Below are 24,169 nucleotides of genomic sequence, written 5' to 3'. Positions count from 1 at the left end.
TTTTCACTGGGAACGGTTGAGGGAAGAAAGCGCCTGTTCGACGGCCAGGGCAATGCGCAGCAGCCGGTCGTCATCGCCCTGCGGGCGCATCAGCTGCAGGCCGATGGGAAGCCGTTCGGTGCTCGCGCCAGGGCCTTGCAGGCACAGGGCGCCGCAGGGCAGGGCCACGGCCGGCGCATCCAGGAAGCTGCCGGGCATGGTCAGGCGCAGCGTGGCGAGATTGGTCTGGGCAAACAGCGCGTCGTCTTCCAGCAGGGGCTGCAGCAGCGGCGCCGGATGGCCCACCGTGGGCAGCACCAGGGTGGCGCCGCCCAGCTCCTGCGCAAACAGCTCCATCAATGGCTGGCGCCGTGCCAGCAGTTGCAGGTAGCCGCCATGGTCCAGATGCCTTGCGGCCTCCAGCCGGCTGCGCACGCGCGGGTCCATGCGCGCGGCCTGCTCCGGGGCATCCAGGCGCTCGCGGTGCGTGGCCAATGCCTCATGCGCGCCCAGCCAGCCATGGCGCTGCGTCAGCGTCTGCACCGTGTCCAGGCTTTGCAGCCGGCGCCGCTGCACGCGGGCGCCCTGCCGCTGCAGCAGGGCCAGGCCGGCTGCAATCGCGTCGCGCACCTGCGCCTGCACGCGGTCGTCGTCCAGCATGCCGGGGTCGATGACGAACACCTGTCCCTGCAGGCCTATGACAGGGCCTGGGACGGCAGGGCCTGCAGCGGCATCGCCGGCAGGCACGGTGCTGCGCAGCACCTGGTCCAGGGCCATGCAGTCGGCCACGCCCAGGGCCAGCGGCCCCAGCGTGTCCAGGGAAGGTGACAGCGCAAAGACCCCTTGCATGGGATAGCGCCCCCGGCTGGCACGAAAGCCCACCAGCCCGTTGAAGGCTGCGGGAATGCGCACCGATCCTGCCGTGTCCGTTCCCATGGCCAGCGGCCCGCAGCCCTGCACCACGGCCAGGGCCGCGCCGCTGGAGGAGCCGCCAGGCGCCCGTGCGCGCCCACCCAGGCGGGGATTGGCGGGGGTGCCGAAGCCGGGGTTCAGGCCCAGTCCCGAATAGGCGAACTCGCTGAGGTTGGTCTTGCCCAGGCAGACCATGCCGGCCGCCGCAGCCCGCGCCACCACGGGGGCATCGGCAGGGGCTGGCGGGGCAGAGCGAAGCAGGGCCGATGCCGCCGTGGTGGGCGTGCCACGCACATCGAACAGGTCCTTCCAGCTGATGGGCACGCCGTCCAGCGGCCCGAGCGGGCGGCCCGTACGCCAGCGCTGCGTGGATTGCCTGGCCTCTTCCAGCGCGCGCTCCGCAGTGATGCGCGTGAACACGGACGGGCTTTCACAGGCCGCTTGCAGGCAATGCTCGGTGGCTTGCGTGGGCGTCAGCGTGCCGGCCGCATAGGCTGCATGCAGTTCGCAAGCCGAGGCAGGCGCTGTCCGGAGGCCGCTGTTTTTCATTGAATTTGAATGTTGTTGTCAAAGTTCATTTTTGAATTCTAGTGAGCGCCTCCATCCCGTGTCCGGGTGATTACCCGGGGGATGAGGCGCTCTGTGTTGATCTGTGAAGGAGGCCGTTTTGTGCCGCTTGCGCCGCTCTAGCGGTCCTTGTGGTCCGCCTCGCCGCACTTCCAGTAGCCCTTGGCGCTCAGCTGGCCGGGTGCGATGCCACGGTCCAGGAAATGCCGCTTCAGCGCACGCATGGCGCCGGACTCGCCCGCCATCCACAGATAGCCGTTGCCCGGCGGCAGCGGCCGGTACATCAGCCGCTGGCACAGCCTCTGCCCAGGCTGGCCCGGCGCGGCGGTGATCCACTCGGTGCGCCAGCGGGCAGCGCTGTCCATGGGCTGGCATTCGCCGTCATCGGTGATTTCCACGTAGGCCTTCACCCGCGCGGAGGACAGCAGGCTTGCCGCGATCGATTGCATGGCCGGCAGTGCCGAGCCATCGCCCGCCAGCATGAGCCAATCGGTGCCGGCCGGCGGGGCGAAGCCGCCGCTGCGCGGGCCGGCAATGGCCACCTGCTCGCCCACGCGGGCCTGGGCTGCCCAGCGGGAGGCGGGGCCGTCGCCGCCAGCGGAGGTGCTGTTCTCATGCTTGGCATTGAACGCATCGCCATGCAGTACCAGGTCAATGTCCAGCGTGCCGGCCTGGCGGTCCACGCTGCGCAGCGTGTACGCCCGGCCCTCGCCCGTGGGCAGGAACAGCTTGACCCAGGCGGCGGGCGCATCCACGGCAGGCGCCCGCGAGAAGGCGGCGATCTGCTCGCCACCCAGCGTGATGCGGCGCATGCGCGGCGTGACGGATTGCACCTTCAACACGGTGCCCAGCGCGCGCTGCGTGCCGGCAGGCATGTGAATCGGCTCAGCCATGGGTGGCTCCCCGGGCTGCGTTCAAGCGCAGCAGCAAGGCCACGGCGATGGACAGCGCCACGCTCACGGCGGCGGCGAAATACACGTCTCCGACGCCCGTGACACTGGCCAGCAGCCCGGCGGCAGGGGCCGTCAGCCCCATGGACAGGTCGAAGAAGGCCACATAGGCGCCCATGGCCGCGCCGCGTGCCTGGGCAGGCGCCCGGCGGACAGCTTCCACGCCGAAGGCCGGGAAGGCCAGCGAGTAGCCGAAGCCGGTGAACGCGGCGCCGGCATAGGCCCATGGCGCATCGCCCCCGCCCCAGATCAGCAGCAGACCGGCGGCTTCCAGCGGAATGCTGGCCAGTGCCACCCGCACGCCGCCCAGCTTGTCCGGCAGATGGCCGAAGAGCAGGCGCGCGCCGATGAAGGCCAGGCCGAAGGCCGTGAAGGCCAGCGAGGCCGCTCCCCAGCCCCGCGATGCGAACAGCAGCGCTGCAAAGGTCGTGATCACGCCAAAGCCCACGCTGGACAGGGCCAGCCCCAGGCCGGGAAGCCATACCGTGCCCAGCACCTTGTAGAACGGCGTGCGGCGCTGGGCCGCAGCCGGCGTGGCGCGCAGGCCCCAGACCATGGCCAGGGCGGCCAGCGGCAGCACGATGGTGGCCACGGCAATGCCGGAGAAGCCCCAGGCCGCCTGCACCGCCACGCCGGCCGGCGCGCCCGCCGCATAGGCGCCGTACATGGCAATGCCCACCCAGGCCATGACCTTGCCGGCGTTTTGCGGACCGATCATGCCCACGCCCCAGCTCAAGGCCCCGGTGATGATCAGGCTCTCGGCGCAGCCCAGCAGCACGCGGCCGGCGGCCAGCACCCAGACTGCGGCCGGCCCTCCCTCGAAGGCGCGTGACATCAGGTAGGCCAGGCCCGAAACGGCCGCCAGCGCCATGCCCAGCACCACGGCCTGCCTGGCGCCGCGCGTGTCGGCCAGCGACCCGGCCCAGGCCCGCGACAGCAGGGCGGCCGCGAACTGGCAGCCCATCACCGTGCCCACCCCCAGCGTGCCCAGTCCCAGGGTCTGGCTCAGGTGCAGGGGCAGCACGGGCATGGGCATGCCCAGGCAGAGAAAGCTGACGAAGACCGCCAGCGTCAGCGGCAGCAGCCGCGCGAATGCATTCACCGGCGGCGACGCGGCCGCAGATGGCGAAATTCCGGAAGACATGTGCATTCCCTTTCAAATGCGAGTAAAAACTCAGATCACATGTCCAGGAGAATATGAGCCATGGCTCGCATTGAAAACTCGCATTCGCAGGCGGCGCAGCGCCAGCCGCCCCAGCCCCGCAAGCAGCCACGGCAGGCGCGTTCCCTTGCCACCGTCGAGGCCATTCTGGAAGCTGCGGCTCGCGTTCTGGCCGAGCGCGGCTATGCCGCCACCAACACCAATCTGGTGGCCGAGCGCGCAGGTGTGAGCGTGGGTTCGCTCTACCAGTACTTTCCCAACAAGGACTCGCTGATCACGGCCTTGCACGAGCGCCACGCCGCGCAGATGTACGCGGCCATTGCCGCCGTGCTTGCCGCAGAGCGGCCGCAGGGCCTGCAAGGCCATGTGCAGGCCATGGTCCGCGCGCTGCTGGCGGCGCACCGGGTCGAGCCCGATCTGCACCGGGTGCTGGAAAAGGAATTCCCCTTCTTCGACGCGCCGCGCGAGCAAAGCGCGGCCGACGGCGGCATCTTCCGCCAGGTGCGCCAGCTCCTGGAGCTGCACCGCAGTCAGCTCGCCCACCGCGATCTGGACCTGGCCACCTGGATGCTGCTGCAGACCATGGAGTCCCTGGTGCATGCCGCCGTCATCGATCCGCCTGTCATGTTCACCCCCCAGGCCCTGGAGGATGGCATCGTGCAGGTGCTGATGGGGTATCTGCGAGCGCCTGCCCTGGGTTGAGGATGCAAGGAGCGGTTTGGCCGCCAGGTCCTCAGGGCGCGAAGACCTCTGGATCGTCGTGGCGCCATGCGCCTATGCAGCCGATGAGGCACACCACAAAGCTGGTGATGGAGCCAGCTTCGCCGGCATCCGCATACTCGGCCACGATGTTGACCTGCGGCTTGCGCCAGGCCAGCAGACGTCCGCCATGTCCCGGTCGCTCGATCCCATCTTCCATTTGCGGCGGCCCAAAAACCGCCACCAGCGCTTCAGGTGGGGATTGCATGCTCAGCCCCGAAGGCAGGCTGCCCGCAAATACGGCCCGGATTCTGCTGTCTGCCCCCGGCGCAAGAAAATGCACGGAGCCAATGAGCCAGACATCGCCATCCTCCCAGTCTCTCCCCGTCAGCCTGGAAAGTGCCCGGGGACGATAGACATCGATGCGCAGCGAGGACTTGGCGGACCAGATGATGTCGTCATCAAAATGGCTCGACGGCCTGGGCATTCGCTTGACACCCAGTGGGCCAAGCAGTTGGGCCACTTTGCCGGCGCCATAGGGCTGGCCCAGCATGTCGATGAGTTCTTCGCAGGGGGATTTCATGGGCACGGTGGTGGTTCTCAACAATGGGTGCAATCACGCAATGCCGACAGGCGCGGCCCGCAAGCAGCGTATTCTTTCTGCCCATCATTTCTCGAGCAAGGCAATGTGACATGAGGCCTGGATTTTTGCGTCACCATTACGCGGTCAGACGGCTTGGCATGCTGGCCCTGCTTGCCAGCTTTCCCATTCAATCCCTGTTCACACAGATCTGGTGCCATGCAGGTCTGACCCGTTTCTGGCTTGCCAATGCACTCGTGATGCTGGTGCCGCTGGGCATGCTGGCCTGGCCCAGTTCCTGGCCTTGCCTGGTTTCTGCGGCAACGGTGCTGATTTTCAGTCTGTGGGCCAATGCACAAGAATGCGCGCCCTATGCAGGCGGCGGTGCATCCATGGCCTATGTGGTGGTGTTTCTTTTTGGTTGGCCCATGGCCTTGATCGGTGGAATGGTCATTGGATATGTGACCGTGATTCAGCCAAGACAGCAGAACATTAACAAGCCTTGATTTGAAACACATAGCGCACCCATGTCCAAGAAGCCCAAGAAGACTTACAGCGAATACTTGCTCGAACAGCATCCCGAGCTGCACGCGCTTTTTCCGTACTACGAATCCCTGGGTATGGCCGAGCCCGTGCTATGGGCTCTGAGCGAAAGCCGCGGAGAGCCCGCCGTGGCAATGGCGGCACTGGTTCACGGGTTGTGCAGCGAGGTATCGGCTGCCGGAGACAGCCGCCGGCTGGAGCAGTTGCACCAAGGAGATCTGAACGTCAACGAAGGCCCGTTGCTCAGCGATGCGCAGCAGGCGCTGGGCCACCTGCGCGCGTTGGGCATTGCCGACGACTTGCTGATGCCCCTGGTGCGAGCGGCACAGGTGCAGGCGGTCAACAACATCGCAGCCATGATCGACATGGGGCCGCAGATCTCCTGTCTGCCTTTGCCGCAAGGCAGGCAAGCGCACTGGCAGTTGTTCGATGTGGACGTCGAAGACGGCGAAGCCCCGGGCAAGGGTTTGAGCGGCTTTGCCATCGATGTGCGGCACGCGCTGGTTCGCTAGTGCCCGGCCCAGCCATCACCCTGTTCAGCTTGGGACGCAGTTGCCCGCATCTTCCTCCGGCGGGGTGACACGCCAGTAAAGGGAGGGAAAGCCTTCGCCCACCGGCTGGTGGCCGGGCGGCTGCGATGCCGCCAGCTGCAGATGCAGCACGCCGCAGGCATCCACCATGTGCTGGGAAATCCAGGGGCTGATGTCCATGCGGCCATCGATCAGCACCAGCGGCTTTTCGCGCAGCTTCAGGGCCAGGGCCTTGGCCTCGGCCGTGGGGCCTGCGATCACGCGGATATCGCCGCCCAGCGCCTCGCGCGCGGGTTCGGCAAGCGCCTGGCTCAAGGCCTTTGAATCGAAGTTTCTCCAGTGCCGGCTGTTAAGCCGCAATTCACTGCGCGCCGAGGTCATCTGGGCCACGAGCAGCAAGGCCAGTTGAAGCGCCACGAAGCACTTGATGGCGGTGGTGATCGATATGCGCGACGGCTGCAGCCTGGCACCGGCCAGCTCCATGGCGACGGGAACGGCCAGCAGCAGAAAGGGCGTGCCCCAGTGCAGCTGCAGCGACGAGCCCGCAAAGATGCCGATGGCGCAGGTCAGCACGATGGGCGTGAGGCCAAAGCACAGGATCAGCGCCCGCGATGCATCGGCTGTCCCGGGACGCTGCGGTGTGTCCTGCGGCGCAAGGCGGCTGCGGCGGTGCAATGCCATCACCAGTCCCAGCAGCACCCAGGCCAGCAATGCGCGGTTGAACAGCTGGTCGGCCAGCCAGTGCAAGGTATTGAGCAGTCTTGCGCCGCCGCCCAGGCTGGCGCCCAGCGAGGATTCGGTGGCATAGCGGATGGGGCCGAAGTCGTTCAGGAACAGCCAGTACAGGTGCGGCGAGATGATGGCCAGCGAAATGGCAGCTGCCAGTGCCAGGCCGATGACATGGACCCGCTCGCGCCAGGCTCCGCAAGCGATCCAGAACAGGAACACGGCCACGGCGGCCAGGATCATCTGGTACTTGGCCAGTGCGCCCAGGCCCAGGCAGCAGCCCAGGGTCGCCCACCAGTGCAGTTGCCTGCTGCCCACCGCACGCCACACCAGCAGGGCACTGGCCACGAAGAAGGGCATCAGCACCACTTCATGGTTGAAGAAGTGCAGCCGCTCGTTGTAGTAGGTGATGCACAGGGCCGCCAGCAGGGCCAGCGTGGCATGGCGGCTGCCGCGCAAGGTCTGCATCAGCTTCCAGAAGACAAACAGGCCGGCCAGCGTGAAAAGCGCGCCCGTCACATAGCTGGTGCGGGCAGACAGTCCGAACACATTGACCGGCACCGAGAACAACCAGGTCGGCAGCGGTGGATGCTTGTAGTAGCCCCATTCCAGGCTGTGCACCCAGGTCAGCTGCTCGAGGTTGTCCTTGGGTGCCGTGAGGCTGGAGCTGTCGATCTGCAGCAGCCAGACCACCGTAAAGAGAAGGAGGCCAATGAGGACCTTGATGTCCAGGGAAAGCGACGGTGCGGGCATGGCCAGCGGAGCGCTTCGCGTGATCGTGCTCGCTGCTTGTGAGGGGACGGGATGGGTCATAGGAAATGCCAGCGGCGATGACAAGTGCGCTGGCACAGGGGAAATTCCCAGGAAGGCGGTCGAACGGGAGCTTCAGCGTTGGCTACGGACTCTTGGCTTACGCGAGGCGCTATGAGTCCGGCAGAATATGTCTGCCTGGTCAATGCAATGTAAAGATTGTGTGAAGATATTGTGGAGACGCCGGCCGCGGCTCAGGCGCCGGCCGGCTCGCCGAAGTCGTGGACTGCCGCGCGCAGCAGCAGCATCGACAGGCGTTCCGCGGCGGGCGTCAGAGGCAGCGCAGCACGCGTGACCTGCACGATGTCGGGTGCCATCAGGCTCTCGCGCACGGCAATGGGCTCCAGTACACCGTTGAAGAGGGGCGTATCGGCCCACTGGCGCGGCAAGAAGGCGAGGGCGTCGCTGCTGGCCAGCAGCGCCAGCAGGGCCATCAACGATTCGGCGACCGTCACCACGCGCGGGCTGCGCAGGCCGAGCGCCGAGAACTGCTCCTCGAATTCTTCCTCGCGGCGCTCGCGCAGGCCGGTGACGATCCAGTCCGCCTCCAGCAACGCCTGCAGGCTGCCGGCGGTGCGCAGCGGATGGCCGCGGCGGGCCAGCACGACACGCTCGTTGCGGTGAACCAGGGCCACCTGGTAGCTGGCGCTCAATTGCCTCTCGGGCCGGGGGCCCAGATAGAAGTCCAGCCGACCGTCGCGCAGCGCCGGCTCGACGGCCGGGAACAGGCCTTCGACGAAACGCAGGTGCACATCCGGCCAGTCGCGCCGGAACTGGGCATAGGCGCGGGCCAGCAGCGACAGCACGGGGGCGCTGGACAGAGCGACGGCGACATGGCCCTGCATTTCGCCGCGCGCCTGGGCGGCCTCCTCGCTGCCGCGACGCAGTTCCTCGAGCGCGGCCTGCGCGCGCAGCAGGAATCGCTCTCCCGCCACGGTCAGCGATACCCCGCGCGCATGGCGCTGGAACAGCGCCACGCCGAGCTCGGCTTCCAGCTCGCGCACGCTGCGCGTCAGTGCCGGCTGGGTCAGGCCCAGGCTGCGGGCGGCGCTGCGCAGGCTGCGTGCCCGGGCAATGGCGACGAAATTGCGAAGGTGATGAAGTTTGGGCATCGGTCGGAGCGTGTTTATGCCCGTTTCCGAGCGCGCCAAGGCCAGGGGATTTCCCGCAGGGGCCGTGCACGCGGGCTCCGCCGCGCCTGAGCCGCTGCGGAACGCTCCAGTGATAACAGCCATGCATCGCTGAGGCGTTTCTGCCCTCTGCCGCAGCCGGCCTGCCAGACCTAGCATGCCCTCCATAACGTCGGCGCAGCCCGGCGACCCATAGGAGACAAGCAGCATGAGCATGAGGAAATGGGCCGGCGCCTGTGCGCTGGCAACCCTGGCGGCGGGCTCCGTCGCCGCGCAGACGGCCGCCGGCGGAACGGTGCGCATCACCAGCGCCTTTCCCGCGGGCAGCGGCCCCGACGTGGTGGCCCGGCTGGTCGCCGACAAGCTCTCGGCGCAATGGAGGCAGCCGGTCGTCGTCGACCCCAGGCCGGGTGGGGCCGGCGTGGTGGCCATCAATGCGATGAAGAACGCGCCGCCCACGGGCAACGACCTGGTGGTGGTGGACGTAGGCCACTTGTCCATCAATCCGCTGGTCTTGCGCAAGCTGGCCTATGACCCGCAAAGCGAGCTGACGCCGGTGGCGCTGCTCTACAAGACCGCCTTCTTCGTCGTGGTCGGCGCGCAAAGCCCGTTCCACAGCCTGGCCGAACTGATGGCGGCGGCGCGGCGCAGGCCCGGCATGACCTATGGCTCCAATGCGGTGGGCGGGCCGCTGCATCTGGGCGCGGCCCGGGCCGCGACCGCCATGGGTGTCGAAATGATGCATGTCCCCTACAAGGAGACTTCGCAGCTGTACGCCGCCGTGTCGACGGGCGAGGTGGACTGGGCTTACGGCAGCATTGCGACGTCCGGCCCCCTGCAGCAGGCCGGCAAGCTGCGCTTTCTTGCCGTGGCGGACAGCCAGCGTTCCCCGGCGCTGCCCGATGTGCCGACCGTGCAGGAGGCCGGTGGCCCGGCCGGCATCGATGCGCTGACCTGGGTTGCGCTCATGGCGCCCAAGGGCACGGCGCCGGCCGTCGCCGAGCGCATCAACGAGGCGGTGAACCGGGCCCTGTCCGCGCCTGACGTCAGGGATCGCCTGGCCGGTTTTGGCTTCTTCACCAGCATCGGCCCCGCAAGGCAGGTTGCCGACCTCATGCAGGCCGACCGCGAGCGCTATGCCCAAGTGCTGCGCCGCGTCAAGGTGACCGTCGATTGAGCCCCGGGGAGACGCCATGAAGACCGAAGTCGCGATCATCGGAGGAGGGCCCGCAGGGCTGATGCTGGCCATCGAGCTGGGCTGCAGGGACATACCGTGCGTGCTGATCGAGGAGCGCAGCGGGCCGCCGACGCTGCCCAAGGCCAATGCCACCTCGTCCCGGACCATGGAGCATTACCGCCGCCGGGGCTTTGCCGACCAGGTACGAAGGCTGGGCCTGCCGCCCTCGCACCCCCAGGACATCGTCTATTGCACGCGGCTCACGGGGCCCGAGCTGGCGCGCTTTCGCATTCCCTCGGCCGAGGAGGCCGCCTCGGGCACGGCCTATGGCGACTACGGGGAACAGGCCTGGCCCACGCCCGAGCTGCCGCATCGGGCGCAGCAGATGTTCATCGAGCCCGTGCTCAGGGCGCAGGCCGAACGCCATGCCAGCGCCGTGCTGCGTTTTGGCCTGAGGGCCGAGGCGGTGCAGGACACCGGTTGCGCAGTCCAGATCGAATGCCGCGAGCCGGACACGGGCCGTACCGAGTTGCTGCAGGCCGCCTATGTGGTCGGCTGCGACGGGCCGCGCAGCCTGGTCCGCCAGGCCATGGGCGTCGTCTACGCAGGCCATGGCAGCGAGCGGCGGGACTTCCTGGGCGGCCCGATGATGTCCATCTACTTCCGGGCCCCCGGTCTGTATGGGCTGATCGGCAAGCCCAGGGCCTGGCAGTACTGGGCCGTCGGTCCCGGGCAGCGCGGCCTGCTGTGCGCCATCGACGGCGTGGACCGGTTCGTGCTGATCGTGCAGCTGCCCCAAGGCACCCAGCCTGCCGATTTCCATCCGCAGCAGGCGCTGCAGGCCGTCGTCGGCCGGCCTTTTGCGCACGAGCTGATCGCGCTGACCCCCTGGAACGCGGGCTATGCCCTGGTGGCCGAGCGCCTGCGGCACGGCAGGATGTTCATCGCCGGCGATGCGGCGCACCTGTTCACGCCCACGGGCGGCATGGGCTACAACACCAGCGTGGACGACGTCGTGAACCTGGGCTGGAAGCTGGCGGCGGCCATCCAGGGGGCGGCCGGCCCGGCGCTGCTGGACAGCTATGAGGCCGAGCGGCGGCCGATCGCCCAGCGCAACACCCGTTTTGCACGCAGCATGGCCGACAGCATCGGATGCCTGCCGGTCACGGCCGCAGTGGAGCAGGAGGGGCCCGAGGGCGACAGCGCCCGCCATGCGCTCGGGCAGGCACTTTCGGAGCATGTGGCACGCGAGTTCAACATCCCGGGGCTGCAACTGGGCCTGCGCTATGCCGACAGCCCCGTCGTCGCCCGGGAGTTGGCCGAGCCCCCGCCGGACGAGCCCAACCGCTACCTGCCTGGAGGTTATCCCGGCACGCGCGCTCCGCATGTGGCAACGGGGCCGGACCGGTCCCTGCTCGATGACTTCGGACGCGATTTCACACTGCTCGCATTCGGCCCGGACGGCCCGGACGGCCCGGACGGCCCGGACGGGCTGGAGCCCTGGAGGCAGGCTGCTGCGCAATACGGCATCCGGCTGGATGTGGTGAGGAGCGAAGACGGGCAGACGCGTGCGCTGTATGGCGCCGACCGCGTCCTGATCCGCCCGGACCACCACATCGCCTGGCGCGGCGACGGTGCGGCGCCGCCGACCGAGGTCCTGGCGCTGGCGCTGGGCCATCGCACCCCGCCGGTGGGGCCCGGCTAGCCCCGGCCCATCCGGCCGCCTGCCCCCCGGGCCGTCCGGCCTTTCGCGTTCCTGACCCTGGCCAGTCCGGCCGGGGGACGCCGGCCTGCGCCTGAGTCTGCGCTTTCGCCGTCCTGGCCGACATCCATCACTTTCAGGAGACAACATGCCACATCCCTCCTTTCCTGTTCGCGCCGCGCTATCCGCGCTATGCCTGGCCGGTGCCGCTGCCGTGCCCTCGGCACCCGCCCTGGCCCAGGGCGTCAAGCTCTATGGCCTGCTCGATGCATCCGTCGAGCACCTGACCGATGTGGGCCAGGGAGGCGCTTCGCTGAACCGCATGCCGGGCCTCACCGGCAGCGTGCCGTCGCGCATCGGCCTGCGCGGCTCGGAGGACCTGGGCGGCGGCCTGCGTGCCCTGTTCACGATGGAGCAGGGCCTGGCGCTCGACGCGGGCGTGCTGAACCAGGGCGGGCGCGCCTGGGGGCGCCAGGCCTTCGTCGGCCTGTCCGGCGACTGGGGCAGCCTCACACTGGGGCGCCAGTACACCATGCTGTACTGGTCCCAGCTCGATGCGGACATCCTCGGCCCGAATGCCTACGGCGCGGCATCGCTGGACAGCTACCTGCCCAATGCGCGCGCGGACAACGCGCTTGCGTGGCGCGCCGGCCTTGGCGGCTTCACCGTCGGCGCAACCTACAGCCTGGGCCGTGATTCCGTCAATGCGGGCCCCGGTCCCGCGGGAACCAACTGCCCCGGCGAGCAGCAGGGCGACTCCAGCGCCTGCCGGCAATGGTCGGCAATGCTCAAGTACGAGGCCAAGGCCTGGGGCATCGCGCTGGCCGTCGATGAAATCCGTGGAGGCCCCGGCGCGTTCGCAGGCCTGACCAGCAGCGCGCGCAAGGACCGTCGCTCCACCGCCGCGGGATGGGTGCGCTGGGGGGCATGGAAGCTCGGCGCCGGGGTCATTGCCCGCCACAACGACGGCCGTCCCGACGCGCCACGCAGCGATCTCTGGTACCTGGGCGCCAGTGTCGCCGTCACACCGGCCCTGACCCTCGATGCGCAGGCCTTGGATCTGCGTTTCAGGCGAAGCGACGACGGGGCCCGGCTCTTTGCCCTGCGGGCCCGGTATTCGCTGTCCAAGCGCACCACGCTGTATGCGACCGCAGGGCATCTGTCCAACGAGGGAGCACTTGCGCTGTCGGTCAGCAATGCGGCGCCAGGCGCCGCGCCCGCCCCCGGGCGTTCGCAGAACGGCTTCGCTGCCGGCGTGCGGCATAGCTTCTGAGGCTCCACCCGCATGCAGGGTCCGCGTCTCGATCCATTTCCTTCCCACTTTCCACTTCCCGTCCCAGGAGACAGACCATGAAACTGATACGCCACGGCGCCAGCGGCTGCGAGAAGCCCGGCGCCATCGATTCCCAAGGCCAGGCGCGCGACCTGTCGGACCTGGTGCCCGATTTCACGCCCGAGTGGATGGCGCCCGGCAGGCTGGCCGCGCTGGCCGCCGTCGATCTGCAGCGGTTGCCGCTGGTGGCGCAAGGCAGCCGCCTGGGGCCCCCTGTCGCCGGCACGCGCCAGTTCGTTGCCATCGGGCTCAACTACCGGCGGCATGCCGAGGAGTCGGGTCTCGACATTCCGAAGGAGCCCGTGGTCTTTCACAAGGCGCTTTCATCGCTGGCCGGGCCGGACGACGAGGTGCGCCTGCCCGAAGCGTCGGTTGCCACCGACTGGGAGATCGAACTGGGCTTTGTGATCGGCACGCGCGCAAGCCACATCCCCGTGGAAGGTGCGCTCGCGCATGTGGCCGGCTACCTGCTGGCCAACGACATCTCCGAGCGTGACTGGCAGATCAAGCGCAACGGCCAGTGGGGCAAGGGCAAGAGCTTCGATGGCTTCGGCCCGGTCGGGCCGTGGCTGGTCACGGCCGACGAGCTGCCCGACCCCCAGGCCATCGAACTGACGCTGTCCGTCAATGGCGAGGTCATGCAGCGCAGCAGCACGGCAGACATGATTTTTCCGGTGGCCTGTCTCGTGTCCTATCTGAGCCAGTTCATGACGCTGCTGCCCGGCGACCTTGTCATCACCGGCACGCCGGCAGGTGTCGGCCTGGGCATGAAGCCGCCCCGCTTCCTGAAGTCCGGCGATGTCATGTCGCTGGACGGCGGGGTTCTTGGGCGGCAGCTCCAGCGGGTGCGGTGATGGCCTCGCCCGCCCACCGGCCGCGTGGCGCTGCCCGCCGGTCTTCGCACAGTGAACATGCAAAGGAGGGGACACCATGAGCGGCCTTCCCACGCCATCTGGAACGACACCTGGAACGCCGTCCGGCGCGGCCGGGCAGCCGGCCGTGCACTCGATCGATGAGTTCGTCTTCAGCGTGCCCGATCTCGAAGCGGCGCGGTATTTCTACGCCAGTTTCGGGCTCGAGGTACGCGACATCGACGGCGCGCTGGCGCTGCACACCTACGGGCATCCCCACCGCTGGGCGCGGGTGCTGGAGGCCGCAACGCACAAGAGGCTGCAGTGGCTGAGCCTGGGCATCCATGCGGCCGATCTCGATGCCTTCTCGCACCGGATCGACGGCGCGGGGATCGCACGCATTCCTGCGCCGGCCGGTGCGCAGACCGACGGTATCTGGATCGCCAGCCCCGACGGGGTGCCCATCCAGCTGCGTGCAGCCGCCAAGAGCTCTCCGTCGGCGCCCGCACCGCACGTGCTGCCGCCGGCCTGCCGCAATGCCGGCCGCGCGCCGGCTCGCAGCCTCATGCCGCAGATCCGGCCGCTGCACCTGTCGCATGTGCTTTTGTTCTGCGCCGACGTGGATGCCGCGCTGGCGTTCTACACCGAGGTGCTGGGACTCAGGCTCTCGGACCGCTCGGGCTCGGTCATCGCCTTCCTGCACAGTCCGCACGGCAGCGACCATCACCTGCTGGCACTGGCCGCATCGCATGGACCCGGCCTGCACCACAGCAGCTGGTGCGTGCCGTCTGTCGACGCCGTGGGCAGCGGCGCCCGGCAGATGGCCGAGGCGGGCTTTGCGCAGGGCTGGGGCGTGGGCAGGCATGTGCTGGGCTCCAACTTCTTTCGCTATGTGCGCGATCCCTGGGGCAGCTTCGCCGAGTACTCCTGCGACATCGACTTTGTCGAGGCGGGCGCGGTGTGGCCTGCGGCCGACCATCCTCCCGAGGATTCGCTCTACGTCTGGGGGCCGGACGTGCCCGCCGACTTCGTCACCAACCACGAGCCTCCACGCTGAGGCGCCCGCCAATGCCCCAGACGCAGGAACGCCCCGCTGCCTTGCGGCATCGGGGCGCTGTGCAACAGGGCCGGCTCTTTGGCCGCCTGTCGGTTGATACAAGGATCTGGCGGAGACTGTGAGATTCGAACTCACGGACGGTTGCCCGTCGGCAGTTTTCAAGACTGCTGGTTTAAACCGCTCACCCAAGTCTCCGAAGCTCCGTATTCTAGCCGGGCTTGCGTGGGTCCCGAGGGATGCGTGCCGATGCACGACCCGCAATCAAAAAGGCGCCCCTTCGCAGGGGCGCCTTTCGGGGGGCGCAGCGGATCAGCCGCGGGCAGCGATGGCCTGGGCTGCGGCCAGGGCCGTCATGTTGACCACGCGGCGCACGGTGGCGGAGGGGGTCAGCACATGGGCTGCGGCAGCACCGCCCAGCAGGATGGGGCCGATGGTCGTGCCGTGGCCGCCCGTGGTCTTGAGCACGTTGAACAGGATGTTCGCGGCGTCCAGGTTGGGGCAGATCAGCACGTTGGCCTCGCCGTGCAGCGAGGACTCGAGCAGGGCGCGGTCGCGGATGGCTTCGGACAGGGCGGAGTCGCCGTGCATTTCGCCATCGCATTCCACGTCGGGGTTGGCGGCGGCGAACAGGTCGCGCGCGGCGCGCATCTTCAGCGCCGAGGGGCGGCTGGACGAGCCGTAGTTGCTGTGCGACAGGAAGGCCACCTTGGGCGGCAGGCCGAAGCGGGCCACTTCCTCGGCCGCCAGGCGGGCGATGTCGGCCAGCTCGGTGGCGTTGGGCGCCTCGTTGATGTAGGTGTCGGCGATGAACAGCGTGCCGCTGTCCAGCATCACGGCGTTGACGGTGGCGAACTCGCCAGCGCCTTGCTTGAGGCCGAGCACGTCGCGCACATGGGCCAGGTGGCTGTCGAACTTGCCGACCAGGCCGCAGAGCATGGCGTCGGCATCGCCCAGGTGGACCATGAGCGCTGCGATCAGCGTGTTGGAGCGGCGCACGGCGGCCTTGGCGGTCTCGGGCGTGACGCCGTTGCGGCCCATCAGGCGGTGGTAGGTTTCCCAGTACTGGCGGAAGCGCGGATCGTCCTCGGGGTTGCAGATCTCCACGTCCTTGCCCAGCACCAGGCGCAGGCCGGCCTTGGCGATGCGGGCCTCGATCACGGCGGGGCGGCCGATCAGGATGGGCTTGGCCAGGCCGTCATCGACGGCCACCTGGGCGGCGCGCAGCACGCGCTCGTCTTCGCCTTCGGCATAGGCCACGCGCTGCTGGTTGGCCTTGGCAGCGGCGAACACCGGACGCATGAACATGCTGGTCTGGTAGACGAAGCGGGTCAGGCTCTCGCGGTAGGCGTCGTAGTCGGCGATGGGGCGGGTGGCAACGCCGGACTCTTCGGCGGCCTTGGCCACGGCCGGCGCGATGCGCAGGATCAGGCGGGTGTCGAAGGGCGTGGGGATCAGGTAGTCGGGGCCGAACTTCAGCTCCTTGCCCTGGTAGGCGGCGGCGACTTCATCGCTGACGTCCTGCTTGGCCAGTGCGGCGATTTCGCGCACGCAGGCCAGCTTCATGGCTTCGGTGATCTTGGTGGCGCCGCAGTCCAGCGCGCCACGGAAGATGTAGGGGAAGCACAGGACGTTGTTGACCTGGTTGGGGTAGTCAGAACGGCCCGTGGCCATGATGCAGTCCGGGCGCACGGCCTTGGCCAGCTCAGGGCGGATCTCGGGTTCGGGGTTGGCCAGGGCCAGGATGATGGGCTTGTCGGCCATGGTCTTGACCATGTCGGCAGTGAGCACGCCGGGAGCCGAGCAGCCCAGGAAGACGTCGGCATCCTTGACGGCGTCGGCCAGGGTGCGGGCGTCCGTCTTTTGCGCGTACTGGGCCTTGGAGGCGTCCAGGCCACCGGGGCGGCCTTCGTAGATCACGCCCTTGGAGTCGCACATGAAGACGTTTTCGCGCTTGACGCCCAGGCCCACCATCACGTTCACGCAGGCGATGGCAGCAGCGCCGGCGCCGGAGACGGCGATCTTGACGTTGCCGATCTGCTTGTCCACCAGCTCCAGCCCGTTGAGCAGGGCGGCGCTGGAGATGATGGCCGTGCCGTGCTGGTCGTCATGGAACACGGGGATGTTCATGCGCTTGGACAGCTCCTGCTCGATGTAGAAGCACTCGGGCGCCTTGATGTCCTCGAGGTTGATGCCGCCCAGCGTGGGTTCGAGCGAGGCGATGATCTCGATCAGCTTGTCCGGATCGCGCTCGGCCAGTTCGATGTCGAACACGTCGACGCCGGCGAACTTCTTGAACAGACAGCCCTTGCCTTCCATCACCGGCTTGCCGGCCAGCGGGCCGATGTCACCCAGGCCCAGCACGGCCGTGCCGTTGGTGATGACGCCGACCAGGTTGCCGCGCGCCGTGTATTCGGCGGCCAGCGAGGGGTCGGCCTGGATGTCCAGGCAGGGGTAGGCCACGCCGGGCGAATAGGCCAGCGACAGGTCGCGCTGGTTGGACAAGGGCTTGGTGGGCGTGACGGAGATCTTGCCCTTGTTGGGGCTGCGATGGTATTCGCGGGCTGCGTCGCGCAGGGCTTGTTCGGCGTTGGACAGGTTTTGGGTCATACAGGAATTCTCTGCAAATGCTCTCGGAGCTTACCGGATAGCTACAGCCTATGAGGGTCAGGACAGTTTTGCCTCAGGGATTTCGACAACAAGCCCCCTGGCGCCTATGGACGGCAGGGGGCGCACGGCCCGGCGGGTAGGCCGGGCGGTTGTTGGGCGTGCCCGCCAGGGCGGGCACTGTTTCATCAGTGGGCGTCTGCCTGGCGTGCGGCCCGGACGGCAGCAGAGGTGTCGCTGCTGGCTCCGTTGAAGAAAATGTTCAATGCCACCGCGGTAATCGAGGCCAGCAGGATACCGGATTCGATCAACGGATGAATGCCGTGGGGCATCCATTGGCGGAAATTCGGCGCCACCAGCGGAATCATGCCCACGCCGATGGACACGGCGACGATCATGGCGTTGTTGCGGTTGGTCTGGAAATCCACGTTGCTCAGGATGCGGATGCCGGTGGAGGCCACCATGCCGAACATCACCAGGCCCGCACCGCCCAGCACCACGGTGGGCAGGGACTCGACCAGGGCGCCCATCTTGGGCAGCACGCCCAACACGATCAGGATCACGCCGCCGGCCACGCAGACCCAGCGGCTCTTGACGCCGGTGACGGCGACCAGGCCCACGTTCTGCGAGAAGCTGGTGTAGGGGAAGGTGTTGAAGATGCCGCCGATCAGCGTGCCCAGGCCGTCGGTGCGCAGGCCGCGGGTCAGCTCGTCCTGGCTGATCTTGCGATCGGTCATGTCGCCCAGGGCCAGGAACATGCCGGTGGACTCGATCATCACCACCACCATCACCAGGCTCATGGTGAGGATGAGGATGGGGTCGAACACCGGCGTGGCGATTTCGAAGGGCAGCACCATCGTGAACCATTCGGCCTTGGCGACCTTGCTGAAGTCCATCAGGCCCATGGCCACGGACAGCACGCCGCCGATCAGGATGCCCATGAGCACCGAGACGTTGGCCAGGAAGCCCTTGGCAAAGCGCGCGATCAGCAGGATGGACAGCAGCACGATGGCCGAGATGCCCACGCCGGTCAGGTCGCCGTACTTGGGGTTGGGAATGGTGGGCACGACCGCGAAGCCCTTGGGCACGGGCGGCAGCGAGGAGCCTGGCGCGCCGGCCGTGGCCTGGGCGTCGGCCAGCCATTTCAGGTGCTCGGGGTTGGGCACGCTGGGCGCGGTGGGGCCGACGGGGTTGCCGAAGATCCAGTTCACGCCCACGCGCATCAGGCTGATGCCGATGACGGCAATGATGGTGCCGGTCACCACGGGCGGGAAAAAGCGCAGCATGCGGCTGATCAGCGGGGCGATGAGGATGGATACGATCCCCGCCCCGATCACCGAGCCGAAGATCAGCCCCGCCCCCGCCGAACCGCCCGTGGTCTGCGCCATGGACACCATGGGCGCCACGCTGGCGAAGGTCACGCCCATCATCACGGGCAGCTTGATGCCGAACCACTGGGTCGCGCCCATGGCCTGGATCAGCGTGATCAGGCCGCAGCAAAACAGGTCGGCCGAGATCAGGTGGGCCACCTGCTCGGGCGGCAGGTTGAGTGCGCGGCCGACGATCAGGGGCACGGCCACGGCGCCCGCATACATCACGAGAACGTGCTGCAGGCCCAGCGCCGTGAGCTTGCCTGCGGGCAGCATCTCATCGACGGGATGAACGGAAGATTGCATGGGGATTTGTCTCCTCGGGATTTATGGGAACGGACGCCGGCGTGACAGGGTTTGGCACCAACATCCATACAAAAAGTGTATACAGATCATGGGAAATTTCTGCTCCCGGTAAACCCTGTTGCGGCAGTCGCGCCAACCCGTTTTGGTGCGCATCGCCTGCCAGGGCGGGAGTGCCATGGTGCATTGCAAGATGGATGCCAGCCGCCAGGCAAGCGCCAAGCAAGCAACAGGCACCGTGCTGGTGCCTGGCGGCCGCTGTGGCGCGGCTCGGGCGTGGTTCGGGCGCGGCTCGGGTGCACGGCATGGGCTGCGGAGGTGCACGCGCCCCGATGCGGTGCCCGGACGCAAAAAAGCCCGGCGGCGCCGGGCTTGGGGGTCAGGCCTTGATGCGGGCCGTCAGGCGGTCAGGCGGTCAGGTCGCACAGCATGCGCGCGATGACCTTGGTGGCGCGGCGCAGGTCCTCCAGCACCAGGCGCTCGTCGGCGCGCTTGGCGTGGGATTCCAGCACGGTGCGCGGGCCGGCGCCGTAGATCACGCCGGGAATGCCGCGCTCCACATACAGGCGCACGTCGGTGTACAGCGGCGTGCCCACGGCTGGGGGCTTTTCGCCGAACACGGCTTCGCCATGGGCCTGGATGGCGTCCACCAGGGGCTTGTTGCCGGCCAGCGGCGTCATGGCATTGGCCAGCAGCAGGCGCTTGATGTCCACGCGCACGGCATCCTCGCCCGTGTAGCCGCCCTTGGCGTTGAAGTCGGCAATGGCCTGGGCAATGACGGCGCGGATGCTGGCCTCGACCTCGGCGGGGTTCTCCTCGGGGATCATGCGGCGGTCGATCTTGAGCACGACCTTGCCGGGCACCACGTTGGTGTTGGTGCCGCCTTCGATGCGGCCGATGTTCAGGTAGGGGTGCTTGATGCCCGGCACCTTGGAGGTCACCTGCTGGTACTTGGTGTTCTCGGCGTACAGCGCGTTCATCAGCACCACGGCGGCCTGCAGCGCGTCCACGCCGGTGTGGGGCACGGCGGCATGGGCCATCTTGCCCTGCACGGTCACTTCCATCTGCAGGCAGCCGTTATGGGCGGTGACGACTTCGTAGCTGAAGCCGGCCGCGACCATCAGGTCGGGTTGGGTGAGGTTGTTGGCCAGCAGCCAGCCGGGGCCCAGAATGCCGCCGAATTCCTCGTCGTAGGTGAAGTGCAGTTCCACCGCGCCCTTGGAGGGCTTGGCCACGGCTTCGAGCGCACGCACGGCGTAGGTGAAGGTGGCGAAGTCGCTCTTGCTCACGGCGGCGGCGCGGCCGTAGAGCTTGCCGTCCTCGATGGCGGCGCCATAGGGGTCCTGGGTCCAGCCCTCGCCGGGCGGCACCACGTCGCCGTGGGCGTTCAGCGCAATGGTCAGGCCGCCGCCGGCGTCACCTGCGCTGCCATAGGGACGGCGCACGATCAGGTTGGTGATGGATTCCATGCCGTAGGCCTTGACCTCGGCCTCGGGCACGGTGTGCTTCTCGGCCTCGTAGCCGAAGGTCTTGAGCAGCTCGGCCGTGCGCTCGGCGTGGGGGGCGTTGTTGCCGGGCGGGGTGTCGGTCGGAACCTGGACCAGGGCCTGCAGGAATTGCACCTCTTCATCGAAATGCTGGTCGATCCAGGCGTCCAGGGCGGCGTAGGTGGCTTGCTTGTCTTGGTTCATGTTGGTCATTGCTGCTCTTGGGCCAGTTGGTTCAGTACGTGGGAGAAGGCATCGACGGACAGTTGCATGTCGTCGGCGGTGGAGCTTTCCAGCGGGTTGTGGCTGATGCCGGCGTTCAGGCCGCGTACGAACAGCATGGCCTGGGGCATGATTTCATGCAGCTTCATGGCGTCGTGGCCGGCGCCGCTGGGCATGCGGTACAGGGGCACGCCCAGGGCGTCCACGGCGGCTTCCCAGCGCTGCTGCCATTCGGGGGCGCTGGGAGCGGCGGCGGCCTTCATGGCCAGCTCGGTGCTGTAGCGCAGGCCACGGCGCTGGGCGATGGCCTCGATCTCGGCCAGGATGTCGGCCACCATGGCGTCGCGCTGCTCGTTGGTGGGCGCGCGCAGGTCCAGGCTGAACTGGCAGCGGCCGGGAACCACGTTGACCGAGCCGCTGGGCACATTGAGCTGGCCCATGGTGGCCACCGAGGTGCCGTCGCGCGCGGCGCGCTTTTCGATGTACAGCGCCAGCTCGGCCACGCCGCAGGCGGCATCGCGGCGGCGGTCCATGGGCGTGGTGCCGGCGTGGCTGGCCATGCCGATCATCTCGCAGATGTAGCGCGCGCTGCCGTTGATGGAGGTGACGATGCCCAGCGGGATGTCCAGCTCGTTGAGCACCGGGCCCTGTTCGATGTGCACCTCGATGAAGCCCAGGTAGCGGGCCGGATCGCGCTGCAGCTTCGGAATGTCGTCAATGCACAGGCCGGCATGCTGCATGGCCTCGCGCAGGGTGATGCCGTCGGCATCCTTTTGCTCCAGCCATTCCTGCTTGAAGTCGCCGATCAGCGCGCCCGAGCCCAGGAAGGTGGCCTTGTAGCGCTGGCCCTCCTCTTCCGCAAAGCCCACGACCTCGATGTGGAACGGCAGGCGCCTGCCCTGGCGGTGCAGCTCGCGCACGCAGGCCATGGGCACGAAGATGCCCAGGCGGCCGTCGTACTTGCCGCCGTTGCGCACGGTGTCGTAGTGGCTGCCGGTCAGCAGGGTCTTGGCATCGTCGGTGGCCGCCTTGTAGCGGCCCACGACGTTGCCCACGGCGTCGATCTCTACCTCGTCGAAGCCGCAGTCGCGCATCCAGTGGCTGATGCGCTGGGCGCAGGCGCGGTGGGCATCGGTGAGGTAGGTGACGGTGAGCTGGCCCTTTTCGGCATACCCCGGGTCGCTGTGCTGGGCCAGCTTTTCCTGCCAGTCCCAGACATCGTTGCCCAGCTCGGGCGTGTAGCCGAACTTGTCGTTCAGGCGGATTTCGGCAATGCGGTGGATGTTGCGCAGCGCCTCGCCCAGCTCGAAGTCGGGGTGGTTGTGCAGGCGGCGCTCGAAGGTCTCGATGATCTCGGCCTTGGCCAGGCCCGCGCCGCGCGGACCGCGCACGGCCAGGATGAAGGGAAAGCCGAAGCGCTTGCCGTACTCGGCGTTGAGCTTGCGGATGTGCTCCAGCTCCTCGGGCGTGCAGCGGGTCAGGCCGGCCTTGTTCTGCTCGTTGGTGGATTCGGCCGTGAGCGTGTTGGTCTCCATGGCCTTGCCGGCCAGCTCCGGGTGGGCGCGGATCAGGTCGAGCTTGGCCTGCACCGGCGCCTTGTCCAGCACCTGGGCCATGGCGTACTTGATCTGTGCCAGCGAGCGGAAGGGGCGCTGGGCCAGCGCGGCCTCGGCAATCCAGGGCGAGTGTTCGTACAGGCCGTCGAGCAGACCGGTGGCGGTGGCCAAGTCGGCGGCATTGAGTTGTTCCAGCGTCAGAGCCATGCTGCGTTATTCCTTGTCGGGATGGTGGTGCGCCCAGTGGCGCGCGAGGTCGATGCGGCGGCAGACCCAGACCTTGTCGTGCCGCTGGATGTGGTCCAGAAAGCGCTGCAGTGCCGTGATGCGGCCGGGGCGGCCCAGCAGGCGGCAGTGCATGCCAATGCTCATCATCTTGGGGGAGTCATCGCCGGCCGGATCGCCCTCGGCGTAGAGGGCGTCGAACGTGTCCTTCAGGTATTGGAAGAACGGGTCGGCGTGCGAGTAGCCCTGGGGCAGGGCGAAGCGCATGTCGTTGCAGTCCAGCGTGTAGGGCACGATGAGCTGGCTGCGGGTGCTGCCGTCGCTCTTGCCGACCTTCATCCAGAAGGGCAGGTCGTCGCCGTAGTAGTCGCTGTCATAGGCGAAGCGGCCGTCGTCGGCCACCAGGCGGTGGGTGTTGGGGCTGTCGCGGCCCGTGTACCAGCCCAGGCCGTGGTCGCCATCGTGACCATACAGCTCGCCGAAGATCTCCATGCACTGGCGCATGTGCTCGCGCTCGACCTCGGCGGGAATGTTCTGGTAGTGGATCCACTTGAGGCCGTGGCAGGCCACTTCATGGCCCAGCTCGTGGAAGGCGGCGGCCAGTTCGCGGTGCTTTTGCAGGGCCGTGGCCACACCGAACACGGTCAGCGGCAGGCCGCGCTTCTCGAACTCGCGCAGGATGCGCCAGACACCGGCGCGCGAGCCGTACTCGTAGATGCCTTCCATGCTCATGTGGCGCTCGGGGTAGGCGGCCGGATTGAACATTTCGGACAGGAACTGCTCGCTGGCGGCATCGCCATGCAGCACGCAGTTCTCGCCGCCCTCTTCGTAGTTGAGGACGAACTGCACGGCCACGCGGGCCTGGCCGGGCCAGCGGGCGTGCGGGGGCGTGCGACCGTAGCCGATCAGGTCGCGGGGATAGGGGGCAGTGGCGTCGTAGGTCATGCGGATACGGAGGAAAGGGCCATCGAAAGATCGCTGGTCGGCATGTCGCGGTCGAAGGTCAGGCCGGCTTCCACGTGGTCCAGGTGCTGCTGCATGAGCTGCACGGCGTGGTCGGCGTCGCCGCCGGCCAGGGCAGTGACGATTTCGGCATGCTCGTCATGGGAATGCTCGGCGGCCGTGCTGGACTGGTACATCAGCGTGATCAGCGCGCAGCGCGAGATCAGCTCGCCCAGCAGCTGGGCCAGCACCTCGTTGCCCATGAGTTCGGCCATGCGCACGTGGAAGTCGCCCAGCAGCTCGGTGCGCTGGCCGACGTCGTTGCCGTCCATGGCCTTTTTCTCGGCCGCCACGTGCTGCCGCAGCGCGCGGATCTTGGCCGGCGTGCTCTGGGCGATGAAGGCGCGCACCATCTCGGCCTCGAGCATGCGGCGCACGGCGAAGACCTGGCGCGCCTCGTCCACCGAGGGCGTGGCTACGAAGGCCCCGCGCGCGGGTTCGAGCCGGATCAGGCGGTTTTGCGACAGCTGGAACAGCGCCTGGCGCACCAGGGTGCGCGAGACGCCGAAATGGTCTGCCAATTTCTGCTCGGCCAGCTTGGTGCCGGGCAGAAGACGGTGTTCGACGATGGCCCGGGTCAGGCTCTCGACAATGAAACTGGTGGTGGAAGTCTCCATCCGGCCATCATAGCGGCTGGCCACAAGAGTTGTATACAGTTTCTGTCTACTGCTTATTGGCGTTTCCCCGCATAC

At 67.9% G+C, this 24,169-nt stretch carries 20 protein-coding genes and 1 tRNA gene; 8 read left to right on the top strand and 13 right to left on the bottom strand.

The features are described 5' to 3' along the window. Nucleotides 1–3: 3 nt before the first annotated feature. From HFGMBDPB_RS21470 to HFGMBDPB_RS21460, 3 genes are all read right to left on the bottom strand, one after another. Nucleotides 4–1,440: an amidase gene (locus HFGMBDPB_RS21470; protein WP_212646187.1), complete on the bottom strand. Its 1,437-nt coding sequence runs from the start codon at nucleotides 1,438–1,440 to the stop codon at nucleotides 4–6. 137 nt (nucleotides 1,441–1,577) lie between these two features. Further along, nucleotides 1,578–2,351, bottom strand: a complete 774-nt coding sequence (locus HFGMBDPB_RS21465; protein WP_212646186.1) for a siderophore-interacting protein — start codon at nucleotides 2,349–2,351, stop codon at nucleotides 1,578–1,580. After that, nucleotides 2,344–3,552 (bottom strand): arabinose transporter, encoded by a 1,209-nt coding sequence (locus HFGMBDPB_RS21460; protein WP_212646185.1) that lies wholly within the window; start codon nucleotides 3,550–3,552, stop codon nucleotides 2,344–2,346. Before HFGMBDPB_RS21460 ends, HFGMBDPB_RS21465 begins: the two co-directional genes overlap by 8 nt. 60 nt (nucleotides 3,553–3,612) lie before the next feature. Between HFGMBDPB_RS21460 and HFGMBDPB_RS21455 the strand changes: the two genes are divergently transcribed. After that, nucleotides 3,613–4,272 (top strand): TetR/AcrR family transcriptional regulator, encoded by a 660-nt coding sequence (locus HFGMBDPB_RS21455; RefSeq protein WP_016449798.1) that lies wholly within the window; start codon nucleotides 3,613–3,615, stop codon nucleotides 4,270–4,272. Nucleotides 4,273–4,303: 31 nt separating this feature from the next. Here HFGMBDPB_RS21455 and HFGMBDPB_RS21450 read toward each other — a convergent pair whose 3' ends face one another. After that, nucleotides 4,304–4,852, bottom strand: a complete 549-nt coding sequence (locus HFGMBDPB_RS21450; protein WP_016452640.1) for a hypothetical protein — start codon at nucleotides 4,850–4,852, stop codon at nucleotides 4,304–4,306. A 158-nt stretch (nucleotides 4,853–5,010) separates the two neighbouring features. Here HFGMBDPB_RS21450 and HFGMBDPB_RS21445 point away from each other — a divergent pair, with 158 nt between their 5' ends. Together HFGMBDPB_RS21445 and HFGMBDPB_RS21440 are read left to right on the top strand one after the other, a co-directional pair. After that, nucleotides 5,011–5,355 (top strand): hypothetical protein, encoded by a 345-nt coding sequence (locus HFGMBDPB_RS21445; protein ID WP_212646184.1) that lies wholly within the window; start codon nucleotides 5,011–5,013, stop codon nucleotides 5,353–5,355. A 21-nt stretch (nucleotides 5,356–5,376) separates the two neighbouring features. Further along, the gene (locus tag HFGMBDPB_RS21440; RefSeq protein ID WP_016452638.1) at nucleotides 5,377–5,904 is read left to right on the top strand and encodes a hypothetical protein; all 528 of its coding nucleotides are present in this window, start codon (nucleotides 5,377–5,379) and stop codon (nucleotides 5,902–5,904) included. 24 nt (nucleotides 5,905–5,928) lie between these two features. On the opposite strand, the gene HFGMBDPB_RS21435 is transcribed toward HFGMBDPB_RS21440, so the two are convergent. Both HFGMBDPB_RS21435 and HFGMBDPB_RS21430 read right to left on the bottom strand, forming a co-directional pair. Continuing rightward, the gene (locus HFGMBDPB_RS21435) at nucleotides 5,929–7,461 is read right to left on the bottom strand and encodes an ArnT family glycosyltransferase (protein WP_249343594.1); all 1,533 of its coding nucleotides are present in this window, start codon (nucleotides 7,459–7,461) and stop codon (nucleotides 5,929–5,931) included. A gap of 191 nt (nucleotides 7,462–7,652) precedes the next feature. Then, nucleotides 7,653–8,570 (bottom strand): LysR substrate-binding domain-containing protein, encoded by a 918-nt coding sequence (locus HFGMBDPB_RS21430; RefSeq protein ID WP_046238921.1) that lies wholly within the window; start codon nucleotides 8,568–8,570, stop codon nucleotides 7,653–7,655. 226 nt (nucleotides 8,571–8,796) lie between these two features. Between HFGMBDPB_RS21430 and HFGMBDPB_RS21425 the strand changes: the two genes are divergently transcribed. The 5 genes from HFGMBDPB_RS21425 (at nucleotide 8,797) to HFGMBDPB_RS21405 (ending at nucleotide 14,708) form a co-directional block, all read left to right on the top strand. Continuing rightward, on the top strand, nucleotides 8,797–9,765 hold the full coding sequence (locus HFGMBDPB_RS21425; RefSeq protein WP_047325902.1) for a Bug family tripartite tricarboxylate transporter substrate binding protein: 969 nt from the start codon (nucleotides 8,797–8,799) through the stop codon (nucleotides 9,763–9,765). A gap of 16 nt (nucleotides 9,766–9,781) precedes the next feature. Beyond that, nucleotides 9,782–11,470, top strand: a complete 1,689-nt coding sequence (locus HFGMBDPB_RS21420) for an FAD-dependent monooxygenase (RefSeq protein ID WP_212646183.1) — start codon at nucleotides 9,782–9,784, stop codon at nucleotides 11,468–11,470. A 145-nt stretch (nucleotides 11,471–11,615) separates the two neighbouring features. Then, nucleotides 11,616–12,740 (top strand): porin, encoded by a 1,125-nt coding sequence (locus HFGMBDPB_RS21415; RefSeq protein WP_212646182.1) that lies wholly within the window; start codon nucleotides 11,616–11,618, stop codon nucleotides 12,738–12,740. A 77-nt stretch (nucleotides 12,741–12,817) separates the two neighbouring features. Beyond that, nucleotides 12,818–13,654, top strand: a complete 837-nt coding sequence (locus tag HFGMBDPB_RS21410) for a fumarylacetoacetate hydrolase family protein (RefSeq protein WP_212646181.1) — start codon at nucleotides 12,818–12,820, stop codon at nucleotides 13,652–13,654. Nucleotides 13,655–13,730: 76 nt separating this feature from the next. Continuing rightward, nucleotides 13,731–14,708 (top strand): VOC family protein, encoded by a 978-nt coding sequence (locus HFGMBDPB_RS21405; protein WP_212646180.1) that lies wholly within the window; start codon nucleotides 13,731–13,733, stop codon nucleotides 14,706–14,708. A 107-nt stretch (nucleotides 14,709–14,815) separates the two neighbouring features. Here HFGMBDPB_RS21405 and HFGMBDPB_RS21400 read toward each other — a convergent pair. From HFGMBDPB_RS21400 to HFGMBDPB_RS21370, 7 genes are all read right to left on the bottom strand, one after another. Further along, nucleotides 14,816–14,903, bottom strand: a tRNA-Ser gene (locus HFGMBDPB_RS21400). A gap of 114 nt (nucleotides 14,904–15,017) precedes the next feature. Next, on the bottom strand, nucleotides 15,018–17,315 hold the full coding sequence (locus tag HFGMBDPB_RS21395) for an NADP-dependent malic enzyme (RefSeq protein ID WP_012204029.1): 2,298 nt from the start codon (nucleotides 17,313–17,315) through the stop codon (nucleotides 15,018–15,020). A 185-nt stretch (nucleotides 17,316–17,500) separates the two neighbouring features. Then, nucleotides 17,501–18,988 carry a nucleobase:cation symporter-2 family protein gene (locus tag HFGMBDPB_RS21390; RefSeq protein ID WP_016449790.1) on the bottom strand — a complete coding sequence of 496 codons (1,488 nt, stop codon included), beginning with the start codon at nucleotides 18,986–18,988 and terminating at the stop codon, nucleotides 17,501–17,503. Nucleotides 18,989–19,392: 404 nt separating this feature from the next. Then, the gene (locus tag HFGMBDPB_RS21385; RefSeq protein WP_016449789.1) at nucleotides 19,393–20,685 is read right to left on the bottom strand and encodes a M20 family metallopeptidase; all 1,293 of its coding nucleotides are present in this window, start codon (nucleotides 20,683–20,685) and stop codon (nucleotides 19,393–19,395) included. Continuing rightward, the gene (gene uraD / locus HFGMBDPB_RS21380) at nucleotides 20,682–22,457 is read right to left on the bottom strand and encodes a 2-oxo-4-hydroxy-4-carboxy-5-ureidoimidazoline decarboxylase (RefSeq protein WP_017406411.1); all 1,776 of its coding nucleotides are present in this window, start codon (nucleotides 22,455–22,457) and stop codon (nucleotides 20,682–20,684) included. The genes HFGMBDPB_RS21385 and uraD overlap by 4 nt, the downstream gene beginning before the upstream one ends. Before the next feature lie 6 nt (nucleotides 22,458–22,463). Further along, entirely contained in the window at nucleotides 22,464–23,420 is a 957-nt protein-coding gene (gene puuE, locus HFGMBDPB_RS21375) for an allantoinase PuuE (RefSeq protein WP_016452629.1), read from the bottom strand. Then, entirely contained in the window at nucleotides 23,417–24,094 is a 678-nt protein-coding gene (locus HFGMBDPB_RS21370) for a GntR family transcriptional regulator (protein ID WP_012204034.1), read from the bottom strand. Before HFGMBDPB_RS21370 ends, puuE begins: the two co-directional genes overlap by 4 nt. Nucleotides 24,095–24,169 lie beyond the last annotated feature (75 nt).

This window comes from Delftia sp. PE138, assembly GCF_018320755.1.
In the GTDB taxonomy this organism is placed as follows: domain Bacteria; phylum Pseudomonadota; class Gammaproteobacteria; order Burkholderiales; family Burkholderiaceae_C; genus Comamonas; species Comamonas tsuruhatensis.
The sequence above is the reverse complement of the archived record's forward strand: the minus strand, read 5'-3'. Positions and strand labels throughout refer to the sequence as shown.

Coding starts and splice junctions, on each gene's coding strand:
- HFGMBDPB_RS21415 (WP_212646182.1), top strand. CDS start 11,616: ATGCCACATCCCTCCTTTCCTGTTCGCGCCGCGCTATCCGCGCTATGC.
- HFGMBDPB_RS21465 (WP_212646186.1), bottom strand. CDS start 2,351: ATGGCTGAGCCGATTCACATGCCTGCCGGCACGCAGCGCGCGCTGGGC.
- puuE (WP_016452629.1), bottom strand. CDS start 23,420: ATGACCTACGACGCCACTGCCCCCTATCCCCGCGACCTGATCGGCTAC.
- HFGMBDPB_RS21370 (WP_012204034.1), bottom strand. CDS start 24,094: ATGGAGACTTCCACCACCAGTTTCATTGTCGAGAGCCTGACCCGGGCC.
- HFGMBDPB_RS21420 (WP_212646183.1), top strand. CDS start 9,782: ATGAAGACCGAAGTCGCGATCATCGGAGGAGGGCCCGCAGGGCTGATG.
- HFGMBDPB_RS21410 (WP_212646181.1), top strand. CDS start 12,818: ATGAAACTGATACGCCACGGCGCCAGCGGCTGCGAGAAGCCCGGCGCC.
- HFGMBDPB_RS21445 (WP_212646184.1), top strand. CDS start 5,011: ATGCTGGCCCTGCTTGCCAGCTTTCCCATTCAATCCCTGTTCACACAG.
- HFGMBDPB_RS21390 (WP_016449790.1), bottom strand. CDS start 18,988: ATGCAATCTTCCGTTCATCCCGTCGATGAGATGCTGCCCGCAGGCAAG.
- uraD (WP_017406411.1), bottom strand. CDS start 22,457: ATGGCTCTGACGCTGGAACAACTCAATGCCGCCGACTTGGCCACCGCC.
- HFGMBDPB_RS21425 (WP_047325902.1), top strand. CDS start 8,797: ATGAGCATGAGGAAATGGGCCGGCGCCTGTGCGCTGGCAACCCTGGCG.
- HFGMBDPB_RS21440 (WP_016452638.1), top strand. CDS start 5,377: ATGTCCAAGAAGCCCAAGAAGACTTACAGCGAATACTTGCTCGAACAG.
- HFGMBDPB_RS21385 (WP_016449789.1), bottom strand. CDS start 20,685: ATGACCAACATGAACCAAGACAAGCAAGCCACCTACGCCGCCCTGGAC.
- HFGMBDPB_RS21395 (WP_012204029.1), bottom strand. CDS start 17,315: ATGACCCAAAACCTGTCCAACGCCGAACAAGCCCTGCGCGACGCAGCC.
- HFGMBDPB_RS21405 (WP_212646180.1), top strand. CDS start 13,731: ATGAGCGGCCTTCCCACGCCATCTGGAACGACACCTGGAACGCCGTCC.
- HFGMBDPB_RS21470 (WP_212646187.1), bottom strand. CDS start 1,440: ATGAAAAACAGCGGCCTCCGGACAGCGCCTGCCTCGGCTTGCGAACTG.
- HFGMBDPB_RS21455 (WP_016449798.1), top strand. CDS start 3,613: ATGGCTCGCATTGAAAACTCGCATTCGCAGGCGGCGCAGCGCCAGCCG.
- HFGMBDPB_RS21460 (WP_212646185.1), bottom strand. CDS start 3,552: ATGTCTTCCGGAATTTCGCCATCTGCGGCCGCGTCGCCGCCGGTGAAT.
- HFGMBDPB_RS21430 (WP_046238921.1), bottom strand. CDS start 8,570: ATGCCCAAACTTCATCACCTTCGCAATTTCGTCGCCATTGCCCGGGCA.
- HFGMBDPB_RS21450 (WP_016452640.1), bottom strand. CDS start 4,852: ATGAAATCCCCCTGCGAAGAACTCATCGACATGCTGGGCCAGCCCTAT.
- HFGMBDPB_RS21435 (WP_249343594.1), bottom strand. CDS start 7,461: ATGACCCATCCCGTCCCCTCACAAGCAGCGAGCACGATCACGCGAAGC.